The sequence below is a fragment of the Trichococcus patagoniensis genome (genome assembly GCF_003051085.1).
GTDB classification, from domain to species: Bacteria; Bacillota; Bacilli; order Lactobacillales; family Aerococcaceae; genus Trichococcus; species Trichococcus patagoniensis.
The window spans coordinates 34,507-56,835 of sequence record NZ_QAOM01000008.1 but is presented as its reverse complement, the minus strand read 5'-3'; the positions used below and the strand labels follow the sequence as shown (position 1 = coordinate 56,835).

The following is a 22,329-nucleotide window of genomic DNA, read 5'->3' as shown; positions in this document are numbered from 1 at the left end:
AAGAAGCCCTTACTTGAAGTTATAGGCTGTTACAATTTTTTCGCGGCCGGTCGTGCAGTCTTGGACGTATTCATACAAGCAGATGCCCAAGAATGAGCCGGAAATATTCACTACGTTAGCGTACCCTGCGTTCTGCAAGGCCATAACCGCGTTGTAGCTTCTCTGGCTGGAACGGCAGTGCAGATAGACGGGTTGGTCTTTCGGAATTTCATCGAAACGATCCCTCAATTCGCTTAATGGGATGTTCACGGCATTCACAAGATGTCCTCTTGCGAATTCGCCCGTTTCCCGAACATCAACGATATAGGCGCCTTTTTCGACCAATTCTCTGACTTTTGTAACCGGCACCTGTTGGAATCTGCCGTACAGCAGGTTAAGTCCCACCAGTGCTGCATAGTTGACGACATCTTTGGCAGTTCCGAACAGAGGGGCATAGCACAATTCCAATTCTTTCAGGTCTTCCAGTGTCCCGCCCATCGTAATCATGGCTGCGATCACATCGATCCGCTTATCCACATTGCCTTTGCCGATTGCTTGGGCTCCTAATATCTTTCCGGTCGGATATTCGTAAATAAGTTTGAAGTGCATCGGATTGCTGTCTGGCATCAATCCGACTTTATCGTTGGCGATGATATAGACAAAATCGCAGGAAATATCGGCAGCTTTTGCTGTTTTTTCATTCAGTCCGGTTGAAGCAGCCCCCAGTTCAAAAACTTGCACCACGGAAGAGCCGATCACACCTTTGTAGTTGTGAGGCATCCCGTACATATGATCAGCCGCTGCCCGCGCCTGTCTTTGGGCAGGACCTGCCAAAGCAAGTTTTGTCGGTTTATGCGTCAATTGGCTGTATACCTCAATCGCATCCCCTACAGCGTAAATATTCTTATCGTTGGTCAAATAATTATGATCTACTTTGATCGCACCAGTGACGCCTATTTCAATGCCGGCATCCCTGGCAAGGCTGGTTTCCGGAGTGACCCCAATCGACATGACGACTGCTTGGGCAGCTATTTTCCGACCGGATTGCAATTCAATGGCATCATCCGCTATTGCCTGCACACCATCATCCAAAATCAGATTGATCCCATTGTCCATCATTTCCTTATGCAGGATTTGAGCCATATCGAAATCAAATGGGGCCATGATCTGATTTTGCGCTTCAATCAGGCTGACATTTTTCCCTGCCAAACGCAGATTTTCAGCCACTTCGACTCCTATGAAACCGCCGCCGACAACGGCCACATCCTGGATATCGTTTTCGACGATATAGCCGTTCAGCTTCTCGATGTCCACGACATTCCTGACCGTAAAAACATGCTGACTGTCGATGCCCGCGATGTTTCTTGGAAGGATCGGGCTCGCCCCTGGTGACAAGACAAGCTTATCGTAACTTTCTTCATATTGTTCACCGGTAATAAGATTTTTTATGGCTATTTTTTTGGAATCCCGATTGATGTGGACTACCTCACTATTGACACGGGCTTCAATGTCATATTGTTTCTTGAATTTTTCTGGGCTCATCAAAACCAAGTCAGCGCTGTTTTCTACTATTCCGCTCAAATGATAAGGTAACGAGCAGTTTGAAAAGGATACGTGTGGCCCCTTGTCGAACATGATGACCTCTGCATCCCCGTCGATTCTTCTTACTCTTGCTGCCACTGAAGCTCCGCCTGCAACTCCGCCGACGATCAAAATTCTTTTACCCATAAATTCATTTCTCCCTGTTCATTTTTTTAAGATAGGCTCAGCTGACTTCCTGTCGCCAAATAACCTATCTTTTCCTTCATTTGTTCTTTCAATCGATTATAGGGTGCCAGCCCTGTGCAGTGGCACGTGTAGTAATCCGCCTTTGTCGTCAACAAAAATTCGCCTATTTGTCTCATTACTTCAGGATCTTCTTGTTGATCTTTTGATCGGTTGTATAAATGGAAGCCGCCGATGACGAAATCCGGATATGCATTTTTCATGGAATGAAAATGTTCCACGATATTCACTATCCCTCTGTGGGCACAACCCGCTATCAAAACCGTTTTCCCGGCATCTGTGATTATCAGGTTGTGTTCATGGCTAAAGTCATCCTGCAAAAGATCCGACCCCTGTTTCATAAAAAGTGTCTCATTTCCTGATGGATAGAACCGATTGACAGCAACACCAGCGAACAGCTCAAGTTCCTCGTCCAGTTTGAGATGATCATCAACGAATACAAAGCGTTCGTTCGGCAATAAGTGCTGATTTAATCCTATGTCGGCCATACCGCTGGGTCTAGCCGAATAATGTTCCTCGAAAGCTTTTTTGTTCACATATATTTTTGCCGTGGTATTCAAATTCAAAAAAGTCTCCAGACCGCCGCCGTGATCGGAATGCCCATGCGAAATGATTACGGTGTCGACCGCTGCGAGATCGATCCCCATCTTTTCGGCATTCTCAGCGAACAAGCCACTTGCGCCCAAATCAAAGAGAAGCTTGTGCTTGCTCGTTTCAATATAAAGACTGAGACCATGTTCCGTCCCGAAAGTGTCGGCAATTGCCGTGTTTTCGGCTAATGTTTTAATTATCACCTTTTAAACCTCCTTTTTGCATGGATTGTGCACCTAGAATTTTACCTCATTTATGACATATGTCAATAACCTGTTTGTTTTTTCACATGTAAAATTCATGAATAAACAAAACATAAAAAAGCCGTGAACTGTTGCAACAACGCACATTTCACGGCTAATTCCTTTTTTTATTTGCTTCTTTCTACCAACGCTGATCAAGTTGAAATCTTATTTATTTCGGAAAGACTGCCAGCCGGTTCTTGGACATCCGGATTGTCTGCACCGGCTTTTCGTAGAAATCATTCAATATTTCCTCTTTCAGCAAGTTGCTTGTTTTGCCTGTCATATGGATAGAACCATCCTTCAACAGCATCAGCTTTTGGAAACACGGCAGGATTTCCTCGGTGTGATGGCTGACGTAGATCATCGTCGGCCCTTCCGGCTCATCGGCGATCCGCTGGATATCCTCCAGCAGTTTCTCCTTCGCAAAGAGGTCCAGGCCGTTGCACGGCTCATCCAAGATCAATATTTCCGGATTGGCCATCAAAGCGCGGGCGATCAGAATGATCTGCTGCTGCCCTTGGGAAAGGATGCCATAGCGGATCCCGATCAGTTCCTTTCCGCCGCATTTGATCAGCAGATCCAGCGCCTGCTGTTTTTCGGCTTCAGTCGGGATGGTCCAGACACCGATCGAGGCGAATTTGCCGCTCAGGACGATGTGTTCGGCAATTTCTTGCTGATTCAGCTGTTGCTGCAGCGCGGAACTGACCCAGCCAATCCGTTTGCGCAGCTCGGGGATGACCGTTTTCCCGAACGTTTCACCCAACACGACCAGTGTGCCGCTGCTGGGCCACAGATAGCCATTCAGCAGTTGCAGCAAGGTTGTCTTGCCCGATCCGTTCAAGCCGAGTATGGCCCAATGCTCGCCCTTTGTTGCGTGCCAATTGATGTCTTTCAAAATTTTCCGGTTGTCGCGCGTGACGCTTACATGGTCGAATCTGATCATCATCTCACCCCATCTAAAATTTTGTGGTCATTAGGTATCATTAATGCGAATATACCACATTTGCCGCATCCGGAAAAGGCTTTCGCCATCCCGATCCTTAAGGGAATAAAAAATGAGAAAAGCATCGCATCACACCGCAATGTCATCTATACTATAGATTGAGGTGAAAAATGTATGGAACAGAATAAAGAAAAAGTATCCTTGATCATTGAAGGAGGAGCCATGCGCGGCGTCTTTTGCGCAGGAGTCATCAACACGCTGCTGCGTCAAGAAATCTACATGGATTATGTCATCGGGGTTTCTTCCGGATCAGTCAATGGCATCAATTATGTCAGCCGGGACCTTATCCGCACAAAAGCTTCATTTGTTGATATCGCCGCAAATCCGGCTTTTTCAGGGGTGAAATACCTCCTCAATGGCCAGGGTTATTTCAACACCAAATACATCTATGAAGATGCGATCACGACCGATATCCCCTTTCATTTCGATTCATTCAAGCACAATTCGGCTTCCATGAAAATCGTTGCGACGGATATGGAGACCGCACAACCTGTTTATTTCGATAAAGAAGACATCGCAACCACCGAAGAATTGGCACTCAAAATCCGGGCGTCTTCCACTGTGCCGTTGCTGATGCCCCCTACCCAAATCAATGGCAAATTCTATCTGGACGGCGGCATCGTTGACTCGCTTCCAATCGAAAAAGCGATTGCAGACGGCAACCAAAAGCACGTAATCCTGCTGACGCGCCCGCGCGGCTACATCAAGGAAAAGCAGCGCTTCAATGCCATTATCCGGCGCCATCTGCGGGCTTATCCCGAAGTGATTGCAGCCATCGAGCAGCGGCACATCGCCTATAACCGCTCAATGGCACTGATTGAGCAACTGGAAAAGGAAAACAAGGCGTTTGTCATTGCGCCCGACCAGCTTTCCATAGGCAGGATGGAACGGAACGTGCAGCGTCTGGATGCTTATTACCAGTATGCCGAACGGGCCGCTGAAAGGCAGCTGCCTGAGTTGCAGGAGTTCTTGTCAAGCCGGTGATGCGCACAAAAAAATCGTCCGGCATGTCCAATTCGGCCAATTATTAGAAATAAATGAAATTAATGTGAAAATTACCGTTGACACTCTCATGTAAATCTTATATGATTATATCAATCACTTAAGCAATAACAAATCCATATAGAAATCAGGTATCCCATATGAAAACGATGAATCCACTAAACATTATTATCGTCTTAATGATCTAGGAGTTAAACACTGTAGAAATTTTTTACAGATTGTTTAAGTCCTATTTGTGGTAATCAAATGGGATGAAGCATCCCATCATTGATTGATGAGGATGCTTTTTTTTATCCATATTGCAAACAGACATAGGTAAAACGAGAAATGGGGAGATTAACATGGAATCTGAAATGAAAACTAAAACAAAAAAAGGCGTAACCCTTCTTGTTGAGGCGTTGAAAAATGAAGGTGTTGAAGTTCTGTTCGGCTATCCAGGCGGCTCTGTCCTTCACATCTACGATGAATTCTACAAATCCGAATCGAATCATGTCCTGACAAGACATGAGCAAGGCGCTGTCCACGCGGCTGACGGCTATGCCCGCGCTACCGGCAAACCTGGCGTCTGTATCGTTACAAGCGGCCCCGGCGCAACAAATGTGCTGACCGGAATTGCAACAGCTCAATTGGATTCTATTCCATTGATTGTTATCACTGGCCAAGTGCATGAGGCCGGCATCGGTAAGGACGCTTTCCAGGAAACCGACATTATCGGGATGACGACGCCGGTGACGAAATACAACTATCAAATCCGTAATGCCAAGGATATCCCGCGCATCATCCACGAAGCTTTTTATCTGGCGAATACAGGCAGAAAAGGACCGATTGTCATCGATATTCCAAAAAACATCGGTGTCCAGGAAGTCTCCTATGAAGATTACACCCAACCCGATAAAAATCTACCGGGCTATAATCCAGAGTGTCTGCCTGTTCCGGAAAAGATTGCTAAAGTGAACGAAGCGATCGCTGCAAGTAAAAAACCGATCATTTTGGCCGGTCAAGGCGTTATCCATGCCCAGGCTGAAAAAGAACTCTTGGCTTTTGCTGAATACTACCAAATTCCCGTGGTAAACACGCTTTTGGGTCTTGGCAGCTTCCCAATCAAACATAAGCTATCATTGGGAATGGCCGGTATGCACGGCTCCTACGCTTCGAATATGGCTCTGATGGAATGTGACCTGCTTCTCAACTTCGGTGCACGTTTCGATGACCGTGTCGCCAGCGACCCAACCAATTTCGCACCGGAGGCGGTTATCGTCCATGTCGATATCGACAATGCCGAACTTGGTAAAATCATGCACACGCATATTCCGGTGTTGTCTGATGCCCGCTTGGCTTTGATTATGCTGAACGACACAAAATTGGCTGAAGTGCCTGACCATTCCGTTTGGTTCAGCCACGTGATGGACAATAAAAAACAGCACCCTTTCGGTTATGAAAAATCCGATACATTCATCAAGCCGCAACATGTAGTCGAGTATGTCGGCGAATTGACTCACGGTGAAGCCATTGTTGTAACCGACGTTGGCCAACATCAGATGTGGGCAGCTCAGTATTACCCGTTTACACACGGCAAACAATTGCTGACAAGTGGCGGCTTGGGAACGATGGGCTTCGGCATTCCGGCAGCGATCGGCGCCCAAATGGCTTACCCTGACAAAACGGTCGTTTGCTTCGTCGGCGACGGCGGTTTCCAGATGACCAACCAAGAATTGGCGATCCTGAATGCCAACAGGCTGAATGTGAAATACTTTATCCTCAATAATGAAGTATTGGGCATGGTTCATCAATGGCAGAATAAATTTTATAAAGGCCGTTACTCCCATTCCGAGATTCCGGATTCACCTGATTTCGTTAAACTGGCTGATGCATACGGCATAACAGCTGCGAGAGTATCCGATCCGGATAAAGTCGATGAAGCCATCCAGACAGCCTTGAATTATCCAGGTCCTTATATCTTGGATATTCTGATTTCAAAAGATGAAATGGTCTACCCTATGGTAGTTTCGGGCAGGCCAAATAACGAAATGGAAGGGGTGTAGGACGATGCTAAGATTAATCCAAACCAAAGTCGTGAATAAACCCGGCGTTTTGAATCGTATCACGCAAGTTATCCTGAAGCCGCAATACAACATCGACACCCTGACGCTGACCGGTACCGAGGATTACGATGTTTCCATGATTACGGTCGGCATCAGTTTCGATAAAATAGAAGATGCTGAACTGTTGACGAAACAGTTGGAAAAACAAGTCGACGTCATCAGCGCAACCGACATCACCGAAAAACGTTTAGGCCTAAGAGCTTAAACCAATACAACCGTACCACCCTACTTACCGAATCAAATTGCTTAAAAAGCATTGAGAATATAAAAAAAATAAGGAGGTCATTTCAATATGACTAAAGTATACTACGATCAAGACGTAACAGTAAAAGCACTAGAGGGCAAAAAAATCGCCGTTATCGGATATGGTTCGCAAGGACATGCACATTCACAAAACCTACGCGACAACGGTAATGATGTCATCATCGGAATCCGTGCAGGTAAATCTGCAGACAAAGCAAAAGAAGACGGATTCGAAGTATTCTCTGTTGCTGAAGCAACAAAACAAGCTGACGTAGTAATGATCCTTATCCCTGATGAGCAACAAGCTGAAGTTTATGCAGCTGAAATCGCTCCTAACTTGGAAGCTGGAAATGCCATCGCATTCGGTCACGGATTCAACATCCATTTCGGCACAATCACACCTGCTGCTGACATCGATGTATTCATGGTTGCTCCAAAAGGCCCAGGCCACATGGTTCGCCGTCAATTCGCTAAAGGCTCTGCAGTACCTGCTTTGTTCGCAGTCTACCAAGACGCAACAGGCAACGCAAGAGACCTCGCTCTTGCTTGGACACAAGGAGTCGGCGCTACACGCGTAGGCGTTTTGGAAACAACATTCAAAGAGGAAACTGAAACTGACTTGTTCGGTGAGCAAGCTGTATTGTGCGGCGGAACAACTCACTTGGTTCAAGCAGGTTTCGAAACATTGGTTGAAGCTGGATACCAACCAGAAATCGCTTATTTCGAAGTATTGCACGAATTGAAATTGATCGTTGACTTGATGTATGAAGGCGGCATGGAAAAAATGCGCTACTCCATCTCAAACACAGCTGAATACGGCGACTATGTTTCCGGACCACGCGTCATCACTCCGGATGTTAAAGACCGCATGAAGGATGTCTTGACGGATATCCAAACAGGCGCATTCGCTAAACGCTTCACTGATGATTACAAAGCTGGCTTCCCTGATTTCCACGCAATGCGCGCTAAACAACAAGGCCACCAAATCGAAGCAGTCGGCGCTGAATTGCGCAAAATGATGCCTTTCGTGAATGAACAACAATAATAATTCAACCCTTTAGTTGAGAGCAATCCTTATTTTAAGCCTTCTCTCGTCATGATTGAATTAATAAAGATGGGGAGCAGATAGAATGATAGATGACTTAGTGAACAAAGAAGACGTGCTTAAAGCATATAAAGTACTGCGCAGTGTGGTCAAGCAGACACCCTTGCAGCATGATGCGTATCTATCGCAGAAGTATCATGCCAACATCTTTTTGAAGCGGGAGGACCTTCAGATCGTCCGCTCCTTCAAATTGAGAGGCGCTTATTATGCCATTTCGCAGTTGAGCGAAGCCGAAACGGAGACCGGGGTAATCTGTGCTTCAGCCGGGAACCATGCACAAGGGGTAGCTTACACATGCAACCATTTGGGCATCAATGCTACCATCTTCATGCCGTCGACGACGCCTTCCCAAAAAATAGACCAAGTCCGTTATTTCGGGAAAGAATATGTTGAAATCAAATTGATCGGCGATACCTTCGACGAATCAAACAAGGCCGCCCATGCTTATGCGGATGAACACAATCTGACTTTCATTGAGCCTTTCAATGATCGCAATGTGATTGCCGGCCAAGGCACTTTGGCAGTGGAAATCCACCAGGATCTCGTTGCCGAAGGCGAAACGGCTGATATGGTATTCGCGGCAATCGGTGGCGGCGGCTTGATTTCAGGCGTCAGCAGCTACATGAAGGAAGCCATGCCCGAGACAAAGATCATCGGCGTGGAGTCCTTGGGCGCCCCTGGCATGAAAGCTTCGCTTGATGCGAATAAAGTGACGACTTTGACTGATATTGATAAATTCTGTGATGGGACCGCCGTAGCGACTGTCGGTGACCTGACTTTCAGACACTGCCAGCAAAATGTCGATGACATCCTGCTTGTGCCAGAAGGGCAAGTTTGCGGCACCATCATCGATTTATACACTAAACAAGCTATCGTAGCGGAACCATCCGGCGCCCTCTCCGTTTCAGCCCTGGAACAATACAAGGATGAAATCAAGGGCAAAACGGTCGTCTGCATCATCAGCGGCGGGAACAATGATATCAATCGGATGGCTGAAATTGATGAACGCTCCCTACTCTATCAAGGTCTGAAGCATTATTTCATCGTGAACTTCCCGCAAAGGGCCGGCGCGCTGAAAGAGTTCGTGAATGATATCTTGGGCGGTAATGACGATATCACCAAATTCGAATATACGAAAAAGGTCCATCGCAGCGAAGGACCGGTACTGATCGGAATCTTGTTGAAAAATCGCGACGATATTGAGGGCTTGCTCAGCAGGCTCGAAAAATTCGATCCCCATTACATTTCAGTGAATGAGAATTCCAAACTGTATTCCTTCCTGATCTGATGTATTACAAAAAAAAACTGACGCGAGCCGCTAAAGTGGCTCACGTCAGTTTTTTTGTTGCGTGGAATTTTTGGAGCCTGGATTGTGCGGCGACGCCGCAAAACATGAATAACTGCGGGTTATTCATGTTTTTGAACCCAATATCACCGGAAAACATGAATAAATTCTGAGTATTCATCTTTTCAACCTCGATATCACCGAAAACCATGGATAACCCCGGAATATCCATGGTTTCCGCCCTGCTCTTTCAACGCAGAAGGGCCGACTCAGACGAGTCGGCCCTTCTTGCTGTTCTATACATTACATTCTTATTCTTCGATATACGCTCTGCTTAGGTCAAATTCATTCCCAACGGAATTGAAGATGATGCCCTTCAAGTTAGGATTTCTGAGTTGTGTTTCTGCTTCCTGATACAATGGGATGATCGCTGCATCTTCCATGATCAGCTTGTGGGCAGCCATCAGATCAGCCCAACGCGCTTCAGGATTGTTTGCGTCTGTCGTTTTGGAGGCATCGATCAATGCATCGAAATCTGCATTCGCATATTGTCCTTCGTTGTAGGCGGATGTGCTGTAAAGCAAGTCCATATAGTTGATCGCATCGGCAAAATCCGCTCCCCAACCTGTTTGCAACAAGTCGAATTCATCTTGATTCGCCAATTCCAAACGATTTTTCTTCGGTACATTGCGCAATTCTACAGTGATGCCTTCCAAATTGTTTTGGATTTGGCCTTGGATGTATTGGCTGATTTTTTTGTTCTTTTCATCATCATCCCCAACCAAGGAGAAAGTGATTTCTTCTACGCCTAATTCAGCTTTAGCTTCAGCCAAAAGTGTTTGTGCTTTTTCCAGATCATAATCCAGGTAAGAGCCGGCTTCAGCAGCAAAGTCTTCGCCGGTCGTCGGGTTGCTGACAAAATCAGCTGGCAGGAAGCCGCCGATCGCTGTCGAACCATCGCCGATGACGCTATTAACCAATTCATCACGATTGATGACAAGTCCGATGGCTGCTCTCAGCTTCGCATTTTGCAGATAGACGTTGTCGTGGTTGAATTCGATGTACGCCGTGCGGGCCTTTTTCTGAACGACTACGTTAGGATCAGTCGCCAATTGTTTAACCAATTCGCCGGTCACTTGTGCGTTGTCTACTGATTCTTGTTGGAACAGATTCACGACTGTGCTCGTTTCTTTGATTACTTGAACATTGACTTCTTCCAACTGCACGTCGTCAGCTGCATAGTAATCTTCGTTCTTCACGAGATCCCAAGTCAGACCAGTGCCGTCCCAGTTCTCGATCGTGAAAGGTCCGTTAGCCAAAACGTTTTCGCTGCTTGTTCCGTACTTATCGCCTTTTTCAGTGACAAATTCCTCGTTTTGCGGGAAGAATGCGCTGAATGCCAATAATGATTCGAAGTATGGTGTCGGCTGCGTCAATTCGATTGTGATTTCCGTGTCGCTGACTGCCGTAACGCCCAACTCTTCCGGATCCATTTCTCCGGCCATGATCTCATTGGCGTTCTTGATGGTCTCAGCCAAGTACGCGTAGGATGCGCCAGCATCCGGGTCCACCAATCTTTGCCAAGCGAATACGAAATCGTTCGCTGTCACAGGCTCTCCGTTTGACCAGACAGCATCATCACGAAGCTTATAAGTATAAGTCAGGCCATCTTCCGAAACAGTGCCGGCTTCCGCAGCGATTGCAGGTACTGGCTTTCCATCTTCATTTATTTTCAATAAGCCTTCAATCGCGTGGCTGATGTAATTCGAACTGTTGATGTCTGTCATCAGTGTTGTATCCAACGTTGCCAATTCGGTCGGCGCCGTATAATTGACTACCTGTCCACCGGCACCTTCACTTGCTGTATTTGCTGCGCTGTCGTCTGTTGCGCCGTCTCCTCCGCAAGCTGCCAAGATGACAGCTGTTGTAGCTAAAATGAAAGAACTTTTCAATCTCCTCATGTAACTCTCCCCTTTTTCTATTCGTATTTTAATATTATACTACAAATAATCAGGATATTCCATAAATAATGGGAATTATTATCATATAATTTTCATATTTTCTTCATTTCATTAATTTTCTATGGCAAAAAAGCCCGGAACAAGTTCCGGACTTTTTTTATCAATAATTTTCGTATTTTGCTTTCAATACGGGAACATCGGACTCGCGGCAGTATACAAAGTGCCCTGGAACGATTTCGCGCATCGCTTCCGGCTCGCCATTATCTTCACGCGGAACATAGGTGAAGCGGGTGCGGTTGCGCTCATACACCGGATCCGGCAGCGGTATGGCCGATAACAGGCTTTCCGTATAAGGATGTAAAGGTTTGTTGTAAACGTCGTCTGCGGGCGCTAATTCGACCAATTTGCCGAAGTACATAACGCCGATGCGGTTACTGATGTACTTGACCATCGACAGATCATGCGCGATGAACAAGAAAGTCAGTTTTTGTTTTTTCTGCAATTCCATCAGCAAGTTGACCACTTGCGCCTGAATGGATACGTCCAAGGCGGAAATGGGCTCATCGGCAATGATGAGTTTTGGATTCACAGCTAAGGCTCTGGCGATTCCGATACGCTGTCTTTGACCGCCGGAGAACTCGTGCGGATAACGGGAAGAATGATCTTTATTCAATCCGACCAAATCCAACAATTCCGCAACTTGGTCATCGACTTCCTTCTCAGTAGTCGCAAGCCCGTGGATCTTCAAACCTTCCGCAACGATATCGCGCACTTTCATGCGGGGATTCAAGGATGCATAAGGATCCTGGAAAATCATCTGCATATCTTTACGGAAAGCCAGTTGTTCTTTTCTGTCATGCAGCGTATGGATTTCGGTGCCATCGAAAAAGATTTCACCGGAAGTCGGGTTGTACAATCGGATGATTGCGCGACCGGTCGTCGTTTTTCCACAACCGGATTCGCCTACCAAGCCGAGTGTTTCGCCTTCGTAGATATCAAAGGAAACATCATCAACTGCGCGGACTTCATTCTTTGTGCCGACATTGAAATATTGCTTCAGGTTTTTTACTTCCAGAATCTTTTTCTGTCCTGTTGTGTCATACATTACAGCAGTCCTCCTTTCTCAGTGATTTTCGGATCGATGGTAGGGCCTTTACCGTGAGGCAATACAGCCGGTTCCTTATCTGCAGTGTCCATCACTTTCAGTTCATCGGAAGGAGCGAGTTTCATTTCTGAGAAAGTCGCCTGTCGGTTCACGATGCCCTCAGGAGGATTCACGGACGGTGCGTCAGGATGCAGCAACCAGGTAGCAGCCGAATGGGTATCAGATACCTTAAAGAACGGCGGATCGTACAAGGTGTCGATCTTCATTGCATATTCGCTCCGTGGTGCAAAAGCATCACCAGTCGGGGGATCCAATAAATCCGGGGGCGTTCCTGGGATCGCATAAAGCGATCCTGCAGTGTCCAGTGTCGGCATCGAGCTCAACAGTCCCCATGTATAAGGGTGTTGCGGATTGTAGAAAATTTCATCAACAGTCCCTACTTCGACGATTTTACCGGCATACATGACGGCTACACGGTCCGCAACGTTCGCCACTACACCCAAATCATGGGTGATGAAAATGATCGATGTCTTGATTTTCTGCTGCAGATCCTTCATCAACTCCAGGATTTGCGCTTGGATCGTAACGTCAAGTGCTGTTGTCGGTTCATCCGCAATCAGAATATCCGGGTTGCAGCCCAAAGCGATCGCGATGACGATCCGTTGGCGCTGCCCACCCGAGAATTGGTGCGGGTACTGTTTCATTCTTTTGGCAGGGCTCGGGATACCTACTAGCTGCAATAATTCTTCAGCTTTTTTGTAGGCTTCCTCCTTGCTGATGTTTTGATGTTTGATGATCGGTTCAGCGATTTGCTTGCCGATTTTTTGAGTCGGATTCAAAGAAGTCATCGGATCTTGGAAAATCATTGCGATTTCCGAACCACGGATCTTCTGCATTTGTTTTTCGGTTTTATGCACCAAGTCTTCGCCTTTGAACAAGATTTCCCCGTGTTCAATGTTGGCGTTGTTCGCCAATAGACGCATGATGCTGCGGCTAGTCACTGATTTACCAGAGCCGGATTCACCAACGATGGCTAATGTTTCACCTGGCTTCAGGTCAAAACTGACGCCACGGATAGCTTTTACTTTACCTGCATAGGTATCAAAAGTAATTTGTAGGTCTTTTACTTCCAATATATTTTCCATCTGGTTACCTCCTAATCTCTCATTTTTGGATCGAACGCGTCACGAAGTCCATCAGCCAATAAGTTGAAGCAAATCATGATGACGCTCATGATTCCGGCTGGATACCACATCAGATGCGGCAAGAAACGGAATGTCTTGTAACCATCGTTGATCAATGTACCTAGTGATGCATTCGGAGCAGGAATACCGATACCGATAAAGCTCAGGAATGCTTCGAAGAAGATTGCCGATGGAATGGAAAACATGACTTGAATGATGATGACACCGGCCAAGTTAGGCAGAATGTGTCCGAAGGCAATTTTCATCGGTGATTGACCCAACGTGCGGGCAGCCAGGATATATTCCTGATTTTTCAGTTTCAGGGTTTGCGCTCGGACGACACGCGCCATCGAAAGCCATTCAGTCAAAGCCAAAGCAATGATGATGGAACTGATGCCGGGTTTCAGAACAAGCAACATCAAAATAACGACTACCAAGTTAGGCACGCCGGAAAGGATTTCCAGGATACGTTGCATGATGTTGTCGATTTTTCCGCCCAACCAGCCGGATGTCAAACCATAGACAACGCCGAGTGTCAGGTTGAATAAGGCTGCCATGAACGCGATGAACAAGGATACGCGGGTACCGTAAAGGATCCGCGACAACAAATCGCGTCCCAGGCTGTCCGTACCGAGGTAGTAGTAAACATCCTCAGGAACGTTGGATGCCTCATACTTATCGATGACGACGCCATTCTGCTTCACGGTTCCATTCAGACCATTGATGTCTATGCCGGGAATCTTCGGCGGCATATTTGCGTACTGGACCGTTTGCGCATTCGGGTCATGCGGTGCGATGACAGGAGCCAACAGACTGGACATGGTGATGATGATCAAGAGGATCAAACTGACCATGGCGACTTTATTTTTCTTCAGACGACGCCAAGAATCTGCCATAAAGCTTAGGGAAGGCGCAGAGATTTTTTCTTTATCCTGCATACTTGACTCGGATGCCGTTTCGAAAAGGTCTTTCGTGATTGTCGGCATAGCTGTTGTATTGCGTAATTCATTTTCACTCATGCTTATTCCCCTCCTTCTGTAGCGACTCTGATACGAGGGTCGATGATGCCATAAAGGATGTCAACCAACAAAATGACGATGACCAACATGGTCGAATACATCATCGTGACGCCCATGATTGTCGGATAATCATTCGTCAGGATGGATTTTACGAATTGTTCGCCGATGCCAGGGATGGCAAAAATATTTTCCACAACCATCGAACCTGTCATCAAACCGACTGTCATCGGGCCGATGATGGTGACCAAAGGAATCAGCGCATTACGGATACCGTGTTTGAACGCGACTTCCCAACGGCTCAGACCTTTCGCTCTAGCGAGTTCGACATAGTCGCTACCCAATACGTCGACCATTTCGGTTCGCATGAACCGGGCCGAATCGGCCAGCGGGGAAATGCTCAGCGCGATCGTAGGCAGAATTGACGAACGGAAACCATCATTCCACAAGGCGATCGGCAACACTTTCAGCCATACGCCGAATACCAACTGAAGAATAACTGCAAAAACAAAGTTAGGGATCGAACGGCCAACGATGGCTGTCAATGTGGCAACTGTATCCACCCAAGTCCCCTGTCTCATAGCTGCGATCACACCCAGCACAATACCGAGGATCGTTCCTATGATAACTGCTTGAAGCCCTAATTGCATGGAGGGTCCTATTCTGCTGCTCAACAAATCCGTAACCGGAGTATTGTTGAACTGGAACGAAACACCCAGGTCTCCACGTACTAGTCCAAAAATATAGACTGCGTATTGGACAAGAATCGGTTTATTCAGTCCATACTTCTCATTCATGATAAAAATTTGTTCTTCAGATAACTTGTCTTGGTTACTGTATGGTGTACCCGGCAAAGCTTTCATCAGAAAAAAAGTTATCGATGCAATCAAAAACAAGGTAATTGCCATGTATAAAATACGCTTGCCGATGTACTTTGCATAACTTTTCATCGTTTGTCATCCTCCATTGTATAGTTTTTTTGTAAATAGCACCTGATAGTATATCATACTTAAATATACAAAAAAGAAAATGAACACAAAATCAAATCATATTTTAATTGAGTTTTCTTTCTTTTTTTTGTACATTTAAAATTGAGAAAACAAAAAGGAGCCTAAATAAGTGAACCTCACAAAAAAAAACGTACTTGTTTCATTATTCATTTTTATATGCGCACTGGTATATCAACTGATTAAATATGGATCCTTAAGTTGGACCGAAACATCCAATGTCCTGTTCATGATAGCGGGTCTATTATTGATCATCGGTTTGTCCGGACTCGTGTTGGCTTCCGGAAGTTTCGACTTCTTTCACTACAGCGTCAGAAAAACGCTCAGAAGAGAGCCTAAGGAGGATGGCTTCAAAGAACCATTGAATCCGCGTGCTTTATCATCTTCCGTCGGGAAAAGTTATCAAAATGTCCTGACTATCGGACTGTTGTTGTTGGGGATCAGCATCATCTGTCTCTGGGATTACATATTATAAATAAAACATCCATCCGGCATAAAGGTATGCCAGATGGATTTTTTATTGCCTTAATTAATCCACGTTCTGTGCTCCAGAATTTGAAGCCCATTTATAGGAGTAGTCAGCACCGACTAAGTGCTCGCCCAAATCTGTTACATACGGTTTTTGCAGAACTGCGTAAGAACGTTGATACAGAGGTGCGATACCCGCATCTTCCATCAAGATCTTTTCAGCAGCAAGCAGGCTAGCCCATCTTGCATCAAGGTCAGTCACGTTTGTGCGAGCTTCTTCGATCAAAGCATCGTATTCAGCATTCGAGTAACCGGATTTGTTATTGCCGTTCTCTGTCTGGAACAATTCCAGGAAGTTGATTGGGTCAGCATAGTCAGCTCCCCATCCGGATAGTTCGATATCGTATTCACCGGCAGTATCAGCTTCAAGACGGACTTTGAAAGGTACGTTACGCAAAGTTACTGTCAAGCCAGGCAAGTTTGTCTGTAATTGGCTTTGCAGGAATTCAGAAGAACGTTTCGCATTTTCTGTGTCATCGCTCAACAATTCCAAAGTAATGGATTCAACACCTAATTCAGCCAATCCTTGTTCGAAGTAAGTTTTGGCTTCTTCAGCATTGAATGTCAAAAGATCGCCATTTTGTGCACGGTAGTCTTCACCTGTTGAAGGATCCAAAGCAAGTTTTTCAGGAACCAATCCGTTTGCAGGCACAGAACCGTTCTGCAATACAACATCAGCATACGCTTGTTTGTCGAAAGCCATAGCTAACGCTTTACGGATATTAGCATTCAGTAAAGGTGTATTTTCTCTTTGTTGGTTGAATTTCAAGTAGAATACAGTAGAAGTCGGCATTGTGTGCATTTCAGCATCGCCGGTTCTTTGTGCTACATATTCACCAGTCAAGATCATGCGGTCGATTGCGTCTGTATCATACAGATTCAAGGCTGTGGAAGTTTCTTTGATGACTTCTACGTTGATTGCTTGCAATTTTACAGCGTCTTTATCCCAGTACTCTGCGTTAGGTTCATACGACCATGATAAGCTCGCTGCATCCCAGTTAGCTAATACAAATGGTCCGTTGTACAATAAAGCATCGCTGCTTAATGCGTATTGGTCGCCTTGTTCTTCAACAAATGCTTGATTTTGAGGGAAGAACATAGCCAATGTCAATAGATCTTTGAAGTATGGCACCGGAGAAGTCAATGTGATTTCCAACGTTTTTTCGTCGATCGCTTTGACGCCTAATTCTTCAGTGGCAACTTCGCCAGCCATGATTTCAGTTGCGTTAGCGATAACGCCGTCCATCATATAAGAATAAGATGCAGCCGATGCAGGATCCACCAACTTACGCCATGAATAAACAAAATCTTCTGCCGTTACAGGCTCACCGTTTGACCAGTTTGCTTCATCGCGGATAGTGAAAGTGTATACCAAACCGTCTTCGCTGACTGTAGGATCTTCTGCCGCGATACCTAATTCAACCGTTCCATCCAAGCCTTGGCGATACAGGCCTTCATTTACGTTGCTTAAAGCAGTAAATGCAACTGTATCTGTAGCTTGTACAGAATCCATTGTAGGGATTTCAGCGCTTTCAACCAGATTTAACACCTGATTGCTGTCTGTTGCACCTGCAGACTCTGATGAATCAGCCGTGCTTCCTTCTCCACCGCATGCAGCTAATACAAGTGCGGAGCTTAAAGATAATAACACTAAAGATGATAGTTTCTTGTTGCCCATATTTCTTTTCCCCCATTCCCTCTGTTTCTATAATTTCTATAGTAAGGTTAATTATAGTTCTGACTGATATTAAAATCAAGTTTGGGAATTTAATAAATTGATTAGAATTAGATTAATATATTCATATTTTCACTTTTTTTGAGTTTATATAGCGATATTAGATATATATTGAGAATCTAACACGGCATGTCAGAACATTCTAAAAATAATGAAAGCGAAGCCAAAAGGTGTTAAAACGGCAAAAACAGCTTATGAACATTTGTTTATTAAGAAACATTGATTTAATATATGAATGTTGAGATATTTGCATGATAAAGAGATATTCAATCGTTTTCACAAAAAAATATCCAAAAATCTATTTAATAAACGCTATTATTCTGGTTTTCTGCGTATAACACGGTCGTTGTATGGGCTTTGACCAAGATTTTTTCCATCGCGGCAGCCTCGGCTTTTCGATCCAGGAAGACTTGGTTGTCTTCGACAAGGATGGCATACTTTCCCTTCTCCATCCGGAAGATTGTATCGCTTCGGTTCGCATTGAAAACAACGATGTACTTTTTTTCTTCGTTCTGCAAGGCAAAGGCAACGATGTTGAAATTCTCGCTGAGCGTTGTGAAATGCGCATCAATTTCTTCGACGGTATGCATTCTGAACAGATATTCACTTTTGCGCAGCGCGATCAGACCCTTCACGTAGTCCACTGATTTTTGGAACGTCGTCATCCGTTCCCATTCAAACTGATTGATTTCGTCAGAGGACTTGTAGCTGTTGGCTACCCCTTCCTTTGTGCGCAAAAATTCCTGTCCGCCATGGATAAAGGGAATACCTTGAGCCAGCAACACAATGCTGGTTGCCAGCGTATGCCTTTTTATGCGCACCTCTTCGCTGTCATTCGGATTCGAACGCAACAATTTATCATAGAGCGTCAAATTATCGTGCGCTTCCACATACTGGATGACTTGTTCCGGATCGACATAACTGCTGTGGCTGGAAAGATGCATGCCGCCCTTTATGTTCCGGATCAGCAAATCTTCCTGATAATTTTTTCCGCTGATGAAACCTCTGTCCTTTTCATCACCAAAATCACTGCCTTTCAGCGCTACCCGGATCGAATCGTTGAAGTGGGCAATCCTCGGCATCGCTTGGGCATTTCTCTGGGAAGCTTTCAATTCCTCGGGAAGGGGTGTACTCATTTCCCAGCCTTCTCCGATGATGACGATTGAGGGATCCACCTTATCCAGCGTTTCCCGGATCGCGTTCATCGTGAGTGAGTCATGGATGCCCATCAGATCGAAGCGGAAACCATCGAGATGGTATTCTTTTGCCCAATACTTGACGCTGTCGAGGATGTATTTGCGCATCATATGCCTTTCCGAGGCCGTGTCATTTCCAACGCCCGTGCCGTTCGCCAGCGACCCATCCGCGTTGTAGCGGTAAAAATAGCCCGGGACCGTCCTTTCCAAAGCCTGGTCTTTTGGATCGTACACGTGATTATAGACGACATCCATAATCACCCTCAAGCCGTTTTCATGCAGCGTCCGGATCATTTCCTTCAATTCGATGATCCTGTTGAATGGGTCAAAGGGGTCGGTTGAATAGGAACCTTCCGGCACATTGTAGTTCAATGGATCATAGCCCCAATTGTATTGCGGTTCCGTCAGATTCGCCTCATCGACTGTGGCATAATCGAACATCGGCAAAATCTGGACATGGGTGATGCCCAAATCGATCAGGTAATCCAAACCGGTGCTTATGCCACTGGGATTTGTTGTATTTTTTTCGGTCAGACCAAGGAATTTCCCTTTTTTGCTTATACCGCTCGTTTCGGATATGGAAAAATCCCGGATGTGCAGCTCATAGATGATTGCCTCTTCCGCTAGACCGAAGGCAGGCAGCCGCTCCCCCCACCCATCAGGATTTGTCCTGAGCAAGTCCGTAATGACTGATTTCGTGCCGTTCACTGTCGTTGCTCGGGCATAAGGATCAACTGTGATCGTTTCGCGGTTATTCAGGAACAGAATGTTATAGACATAAATGGTACCGTGCTGATCACCGGGCAGGTAAGCTTCAAAAATCCCCTTGGGTTTCTGCACCATCGCTATTTTTTGGGAAGGCTTTTTGATGGACTCATCTGTGTACGTCCAAACTTCCACGGATTTTGCTGTTGGGGTCCAAACCCTCAATAGCGTGCCTTCATTTTCGTATAGCGCTCCCAGTTCCCCATCAAAAGAAAAGTAGTTGTCAAAATCATTCGATCTGACGAACAGAAACATTTCCTTGTCGATTGTTTCCTTATCCCTTTTGTCGCTGAATAGTTTTTCCAAATCGTAGCTCTCCAACCAACTCTGGAAATCCTCCACCATCTCGCTTCACCTCCCTCCTATAGTATACCAACCATGGACGAGTTCCTGTACTCAAAAGGCATGCCAAAAAGCGTAACCGGCAGAAATAATTGCCGATTACGCTTCATTGTGATGTCACCTGCCTCTATTCACACAGCATGTCAGAAGTAATCTTTCTTCTTCAACCAATAGACTGTAAAGAAGCAGATGACGACAGTGATCAGACTGGTGATGCCGAACGCCCAAGGATGATTCTCAAAGGGCAGATCGACGTTCATGCCCCAGAACCCCGCCATGATGGTCGGGATCGTCAGGACGATGGTGATCGAAGTCAAAACTTTCATGATATTGTTCAGATTGTTCGCGATGACGCTCGAAAACACTTCGCTCAGCTGATCGATCATCTTGCTTGATTCGGTGACCATCACTTCTGCTTGATTTGAAATATCGATGATATCATGCAGCAATTCTTGGCTTTGCATATCGTCGTCTAGCACCGACTCATGGATGGACTCCGTTATGAGCGGATGATTTTTGTTGATGGATGTCTCAAAATAAACCAAGCTCTTGTGGAGGGCAATCAGCTTGTAAAAATATTCATTGCGGGTGGCACTGGTGATCTGCATCTGCAGGTCCTCAATGATGCCATCGATTGCTCTCAAATGATGAACAAAACTCTTCGTCAATTCCCATAATATATACAAAATGATGTGATGTTGTGATGTCGCTGGTTCATTTTTGAAGGATTCGTTCTTCATGATGCGAGTCAAAAAGGAAGGCGTTTCTTTGCAGACGGTGATCAGGGTCCCATTGATCGTTATGATCGACAGGGGATACGTATGGTATTCCGTATATTTTTCCTCCACCGAGCGCAGTTGAGGGAAGAGAACGATCAGAAGATTGACATTGTCCCCTGCACCACTTTTGACTTTCTCTTGTCGCGGGATCTCATATTCATCCAACGAGTCCATGATGTAATCCTTTGGAATGCCGAAAATAGTAATTAAATCCTCAACATCATCGGCGCTAGGATTCTCGACATGAATCCAATCAGCCGCTTTCCAATTCTTCGTCTGAGTATAAACCCCTTTATCCGACAAGTCGAACGCTCTCATAGAAATCCACCTCTAACCTGTTGTATTATTCTGAACATGCGTGCCTACAAGATAAGCATAACTTATTTTTGCCAAAAGGAAAGCGATAACCCTCTCACAAAGGTTATGCCCTTTCCGGTCACTAAACCACTGGAAGGAAAGCTGCCAATTACACGTCAACCATGATTTCTTCCATAGTATAGGCCATTTCGATGTAAGGGTCCTCCGTATACCAATGCCGTGCACTGCCGAGGCAAGCACAATAGAAAGTTGTATCATTCTCCTGCAGTATTTTCCGGAAGTGGACATGGCCCATGATGCTGTGCTTTATCGGGTAGCGGTCATACACTTGCATATAGCTTTTGCTGCCGAGGAAAGCATTGTAGTAATCGTATACCTTATGCGGGAGCGGGATGACGAATTGCGGATGCGTCACAACATGTGTCATCATGATTATTTTCCGGTCGCTGACGGCTCTCAGGTCACTTTCCAGTTCCTCCTGCATGGCAGCTGCAACCGAGCGATCATCGTACTGCCAATGCACATACAGGCGGTCATTCCAACCGCCGACTTTCAGTTTTTTCCTGGAAAACTCTTCTATTGTATAGCGGTCACTGGCGAACCCATAATCATACCAGCCCGGATTCCCCACCACTGCCCATTTATCCCCGATCAGAAACGGATTTCCGACAGGATTTTCATCCCGCTCCTTGAACAACCGATAGATGCGATCCGTATCCTCTTCATGGTTGCGGATGGACCAAAAATCATGATTTCCGGGTACGAATTTGATTTTCGAAACGTTGTGATCCCGCATGCGATCCAGGAAAGTAAAGGTATCGTGGTAATCGGAAGAGACATCCCCCGCCAACAAAAGCAAATCGATTTCTTGATTATAGAGCAGCTCCGCCAAGAGATGGTCATACGTTTGACCTGGAGCCAGCCTTTTCGCGTTCGAGTCGATATGCAGATCTGACAATACCCCAATTTTCACGTCCCCAACTCCCCTCTTTACTTTGCTTTCGGTGTGAAAAAAAGCGAAGTTGCATATCAGATTTACTGAGTTGCAGCTCC

At 45.8% G+C, this 22,329-nt stretch carries 18 protein-coding genes; 6 read left to right on the top strand and 12 right to left on the bottom strand.

Features of this window, described 5'->3' with window-relative positions; genetic code table 11:
* Nucleotides 1-9: 9 nt before the first annotated feature.
* The 3 genes from C8U37_RS06760 to C8U37_RS06750 form a co-directional block, all read right to left on the bottom strand.
* Nucleotides 10-1,707 carry an FAD-dependent oxidoreductase gene (locus C8U37_RS06760; protein WP_108032506.1) on the bottom strand — a complete coding sequence of 566 codons (1,698 nt, stop codon included), beginning with the start codon at nucleotides 1,705-1,707 and terminating at the stop codon, nucleotides 10-12.
* 26 nt (nucleotides 1,708-1,733) lie between these two features.
* Entirely contained in the window at nucleotides 1,734-2,558 is an 825-nt protein-coding gene (locus tag C8U37_RS06755) for an MBL fold metallo-hydrolase (RefSeq protein ID WP_108032505.1), read from the bottom strand.
* A 211-nt stretch (nucleotides 2,559-2,769) separates the two neighbouring features.
* Nucleotides 2,770-3,546, bottom strand: a complete 777-nt coding sequence (locus tag C8U37_RS06750) for an ABC transporter ATP-binding protein (RefSeq protein WP_211306145.1) — start codon at nucleotides 3,544-3,546, stop codon at nucleotides 2,770-2,772.
* 171 nt (nucleotides 3,547-3,717) lie between these two features.
* On the opposite strand from C8U37_RS06750, the gene C8U37_RS06745 reads away from it, so the two are divergent.
* The 5 genes from C8U37_RS06745 (at nucleotide 3,718) to ilvA (ending at nucleotide 9,343) form a co-directional block, all read left to right on the top strand.
* Nucleotides 3,718-4,587: a patatin-like phospholipase family protein gene (locus C8U37_RS06745; RefSeq protein WP_108032503.1), complete on the top strand. Its 870-nt coding sequence runs from the start codon at nucleotides 3,718-3,720 to the stop codon at nucleotides 4,585-4,587.
* 371 nt (nucleotides 4,588-4,958) lie between these two features.
* Nucleotides 4,959-6,647: a biosynthetic-type acetolactate synthase large subunit gene (gene ilvB / locus C8U37_RS06740; protein ID WP_245879778.1), complete on the top strand. Its 1,689-nt coding sequence runs from the start codon at nucleotides 4,959-4,961 to the stop codon at nucleotides 6,645-6,647.
* A 4-nt stretch (nucleotides 6,648-6,651) separates the two neighbouring features.
* Nucleotides 6,652-6,912 (top strand): acetolactate synthase small subunit, encoded by a 261-nt coding sequence (gene ilvN, locus C8U37_RS06735; RefSeq protein WP_108032501.1) that lies wholly within the window; start codon nucleotides 6,652-6,654, stop codon nucleotides 6,910-6,912.
* A gap of 87 nt (nucleotides 6,913-6,999) precedes the next feature.
* Nucleotides 7,000-7,995: a ketol-acid reductoisomerase gene (gene ilvC / locus C8U37_RS06730; protein ID WP_108032500.1), complete on the top strand. Its 996-nt coding sequence runs from the start codon at nucleotides 7,000-7,002 to the stop codon at nucleotides 7,993-7,995.
* 85 nt (nucleotides 7,996-8,080) lie between these two features.
* Complete coding sequence (ilvA, locus tag C8U37_RS06725) at nucleotides 8,081-9,343, top strand: threonine ammonia-lyase IlvA (RefSeq protein ID WP_108032499.1); 1,263 nt, start codon at nucleotides 8,081-8,083, stop codon at nucleotides 9,341-9,343.
* 308 nt (nucleotides 9,344-9,651) lie between these two features.
* On the opposite strand, the gene C8U37_RS06715 is transcribed toward ilvA, so the two are convergent.
* The 5 genes from C8U37_RS06715 to opp3b all read right to left on the bottom strand — a co-directional run bounded on the left by C8U37_RS06715 (nucleotide 9,652) and on the right by opp3b (nucleotide 15,556).
* Complete coding sequence (locus tag C8U37_RS06715; RefSeq protein ID WP_108032497.1) at nucleotides 9,652-11,301, bottom strand: peptide ABC transporter substrate-binding protein; 1,650 nt, start codon at nucleotides 11,299-11,301, stop codon at nucleotides 9,652-9,654.
* A 160-nt stretch (nucleotides 11,302-11,461) separates the two neighbouring features.
* Nucleotides 11,462-12,406: an ABC transporter ATP-binding protein gene (locus C8U37_RS06710; protein ID WP_108032496.1), complete on the bottom strand. Its 945-nt coding sequence runs from the start codon at nucleotides 12,404-12,406 to the stop codon at nucleotides 11,462-11,464.
* Nucleotides 12,406-13,551 carry an ABC transporter ATP-binding protein gene (locus C8U37_RS06705; protein WP_108032495.1) on the bottom strand — a complete coding sequence of 382 codons (1,146 nt, stop codon included), beginning with the start codon at nucleotides 13,549-13,551 and terminating at the stop codon, nucleotides 12,406-12,408. Before C8U37_RS06705 ends, C8U37_RS06710 begins: the two co-directional genes overlap by 1 nt.
* Before the next feature lie 11 nt (nucleotides 13,552-13,562).
* Complete coding sequence (gene opp3C / locus C8U37_RS06700; RefSeq protein WP_245879777.1) at nucleotides 13,563-14,609, bottom strand: oligopeptide ABC transporter permease; 1,047 nt, start codon at nucleotides 14,607-14,609, stop codon at nucleotides 13,563-13,565.
* Between the two features lie 2 nt (nucleotides 14,610-14,611).
* Nucleotides 14,612-15,556, bottom strand: a complete 945-nt coding sequence (opp3b, locus tag C8U37_RS06695) for an oligopeptide ABC transporter permease (protein ID WP_108032494.1) — start codon at nucleotides 15,554-15,556, stop codon at nucleotides 14,612-14,614.
* A 169-nt stretch (nucleotides 15,557-15,725) separates the two neighbouring features.
* Between opp3b and C8U37_RS06690 the strand changes: the two genes are divergently transcribed.
* Nucleotides 15,726-16,088, top strand: coding sequence for a DUF3899 domain-containing protein (locus C8U37_RS06690; RefSeq protein WP_108032493.1), 363 nt, complete (start codon nucleotides 15,726-15,728; stop codon nucleotides 16,086-16,088).
* A gap of 54 nt (nucleotides 16,089-16,142) precedes the next feature.
* Here C8U37_RS06690 and C8U37_RS06685 read toward each other — a convergent pair whose 3' ends face one another.
* The 4 genes from C8U37_RS06685 to C8U37_RS06670 all read right to left on the bottom strand — a co-directional run bounded on the left by C8U37_RS06685 (nucleotide 16,143) and on the right by C8U37_RS06670 (nucleotide 22,249).
* A complete protein-coding gene (locus C8U37_RS06685; protein WP_108032492.1) occupies nucleotides 16,143-17,819 on the bottom strand; it encodes a peptide ABC transporter substrate-binding protein in 1,677 nt (558 codons plus the stop codon).
* A 359-nt stretch (nucleotides 17,820-18,178) separates the two neighbouring features.
* Nucleotides 18,179-20,182, bottom strand: a complete 2,004-nt coding sequence (gene pulA / locus C8U37_RS06680) for a type I pullulanase (protein WP_108032491.1) — start codon at nucleotides 20,180-20,182, stop codon at nucleotides 18,179-18,181.
* A 140-nt stretch (nucleotides 20,183-20,322) separates the two neighbouring features.
* Nucleotides 20,323-21,276: a magnesium transporter CorA family protein gene (locus tag C8U37_RS06675; protein WP_108032490.1), complete on the bottom strand. Its 954-nt coding sequence runs from the start codon at nucleotides 21,274-21,276 to the stop codon at nucleotides 20,323-20,325.
* A 148-nt stretch (nucleotides 21,277-21,424) separates the two neighbouring features.
* Complete coding sequence (locus C8U37_RS06670; protein ID WP_108032489.1) at nucleotides 21,425-22,249, bottom strand: metallophosphoesterase; 825 nt, start codon at nucleotides 22,247-22,249, stop codon at nucleotides 21,425-21,427.
* Between the last annotated feature and the right edge of the window lie 80 nt (nucleotides 22,250-22,329).

Bases quoted from the DNA above. Each gene is read 5' to 3' on its own strand.
- ilvB (WP_245879778.1), top strand. From the start codon at position 4,959: ATGAAAACTAAAACAAAAAAAGGCGTAACCCTTCTTGTTGAGGCGTTG.
- C8U37_RS06705 (WP_108032495.1), bottom strand. From the start codon at position 13,551: ATGGAAAATATATTGGAAGTAAAAGACCTACAAATTACTTTTGATACC.
- ilvA (WP_108032499.1), top strand. From the start codon at position 8,081: ATGATAGATGACTTAGTGAACAAAGAAGACGTGCTTAAAGCATATAAA.
- opp3b (WP_108032494.1), bottom strand. From the start codon at position 15,556: ATGAAAAGTTATGCAAAGTACATCGGCAAGCGTATTTTATACATGGCA.
- C8U37_RS06675 (WP_108032490.1), bottom strand. From the start codon at position 21,276: ATGAGAGCGTTCGACTTGTCGGATAAAGGGGTTTATACTCAGACGAAG.
- C8U37_RS06715 (WP_108032497.1), bottom strand. From the start codon at position 11,301: ATGAGGAGATTGAAAAGTTCTTTCATTTTAGCTACAACAGCTGTCATC.
- opp3C (WP_245879777.1), bottom strand. From the start codon at position 14,609: ATGAGTGAAAATGAATTACGCAATACAACAGCTATGCCGACAATCACG.
- pulA (WP_108032491.1), bottom strand. From the start codon at position 20,182: ATGGTGGAGGATTTCCAGAGTTGGTTGGAGAGCTACGATTTGGAAAAA.
- C8U37_RS06710 (WP_108032496.1), bottom strand. From the start codon at position 12,406: ATGTATGACACAACAGGACAGAAAAAGATTCTGGAAGTAAAAAACCTG.
- C8U37_RS06685 (WP_108032492.1), bottom strand. From the start codon at position 17,819: ATGGGCAACAAGAAACTATCATCTTTAGTGTTATTATCTTTAAGCTCC.
- C8U37_RS06745 (WP_108032503.1), top strand. From the start codon at position 3,718: ATGGAACAGAATAAAGAAAAAGTATCCTTGATCATTGAAGGAGGAGCC.
- C8U37_RS06750 (WP_211306145.1), bottom strand. From the start codon at position 3,546: ATGATGATCAGATTCGACCATGTAAGCGTCACGCGCGACAACCGGAAA.
- ilvC (WP_108032500.1), top strand. From the start codon at position 7,000: ATGACTAAAGTATACTACGATCAAGACGTAACAGTAAAAGCACTAGAG.
- ilvN (WP_108032501.1), top strand. From the start codon at position 6,652: ATGCTAAGATTAATCCAAACCAAAGTCGTGAATAAACCCGGCGTTTTG.
- C8U37_RS06760 (WP_108032506.1), bottom strand. From the start codon at position 1,707: ATGGGTAAAAGAATTTTGATCGTCGGCGGAGTTGCAGGCGGAGCTTCA.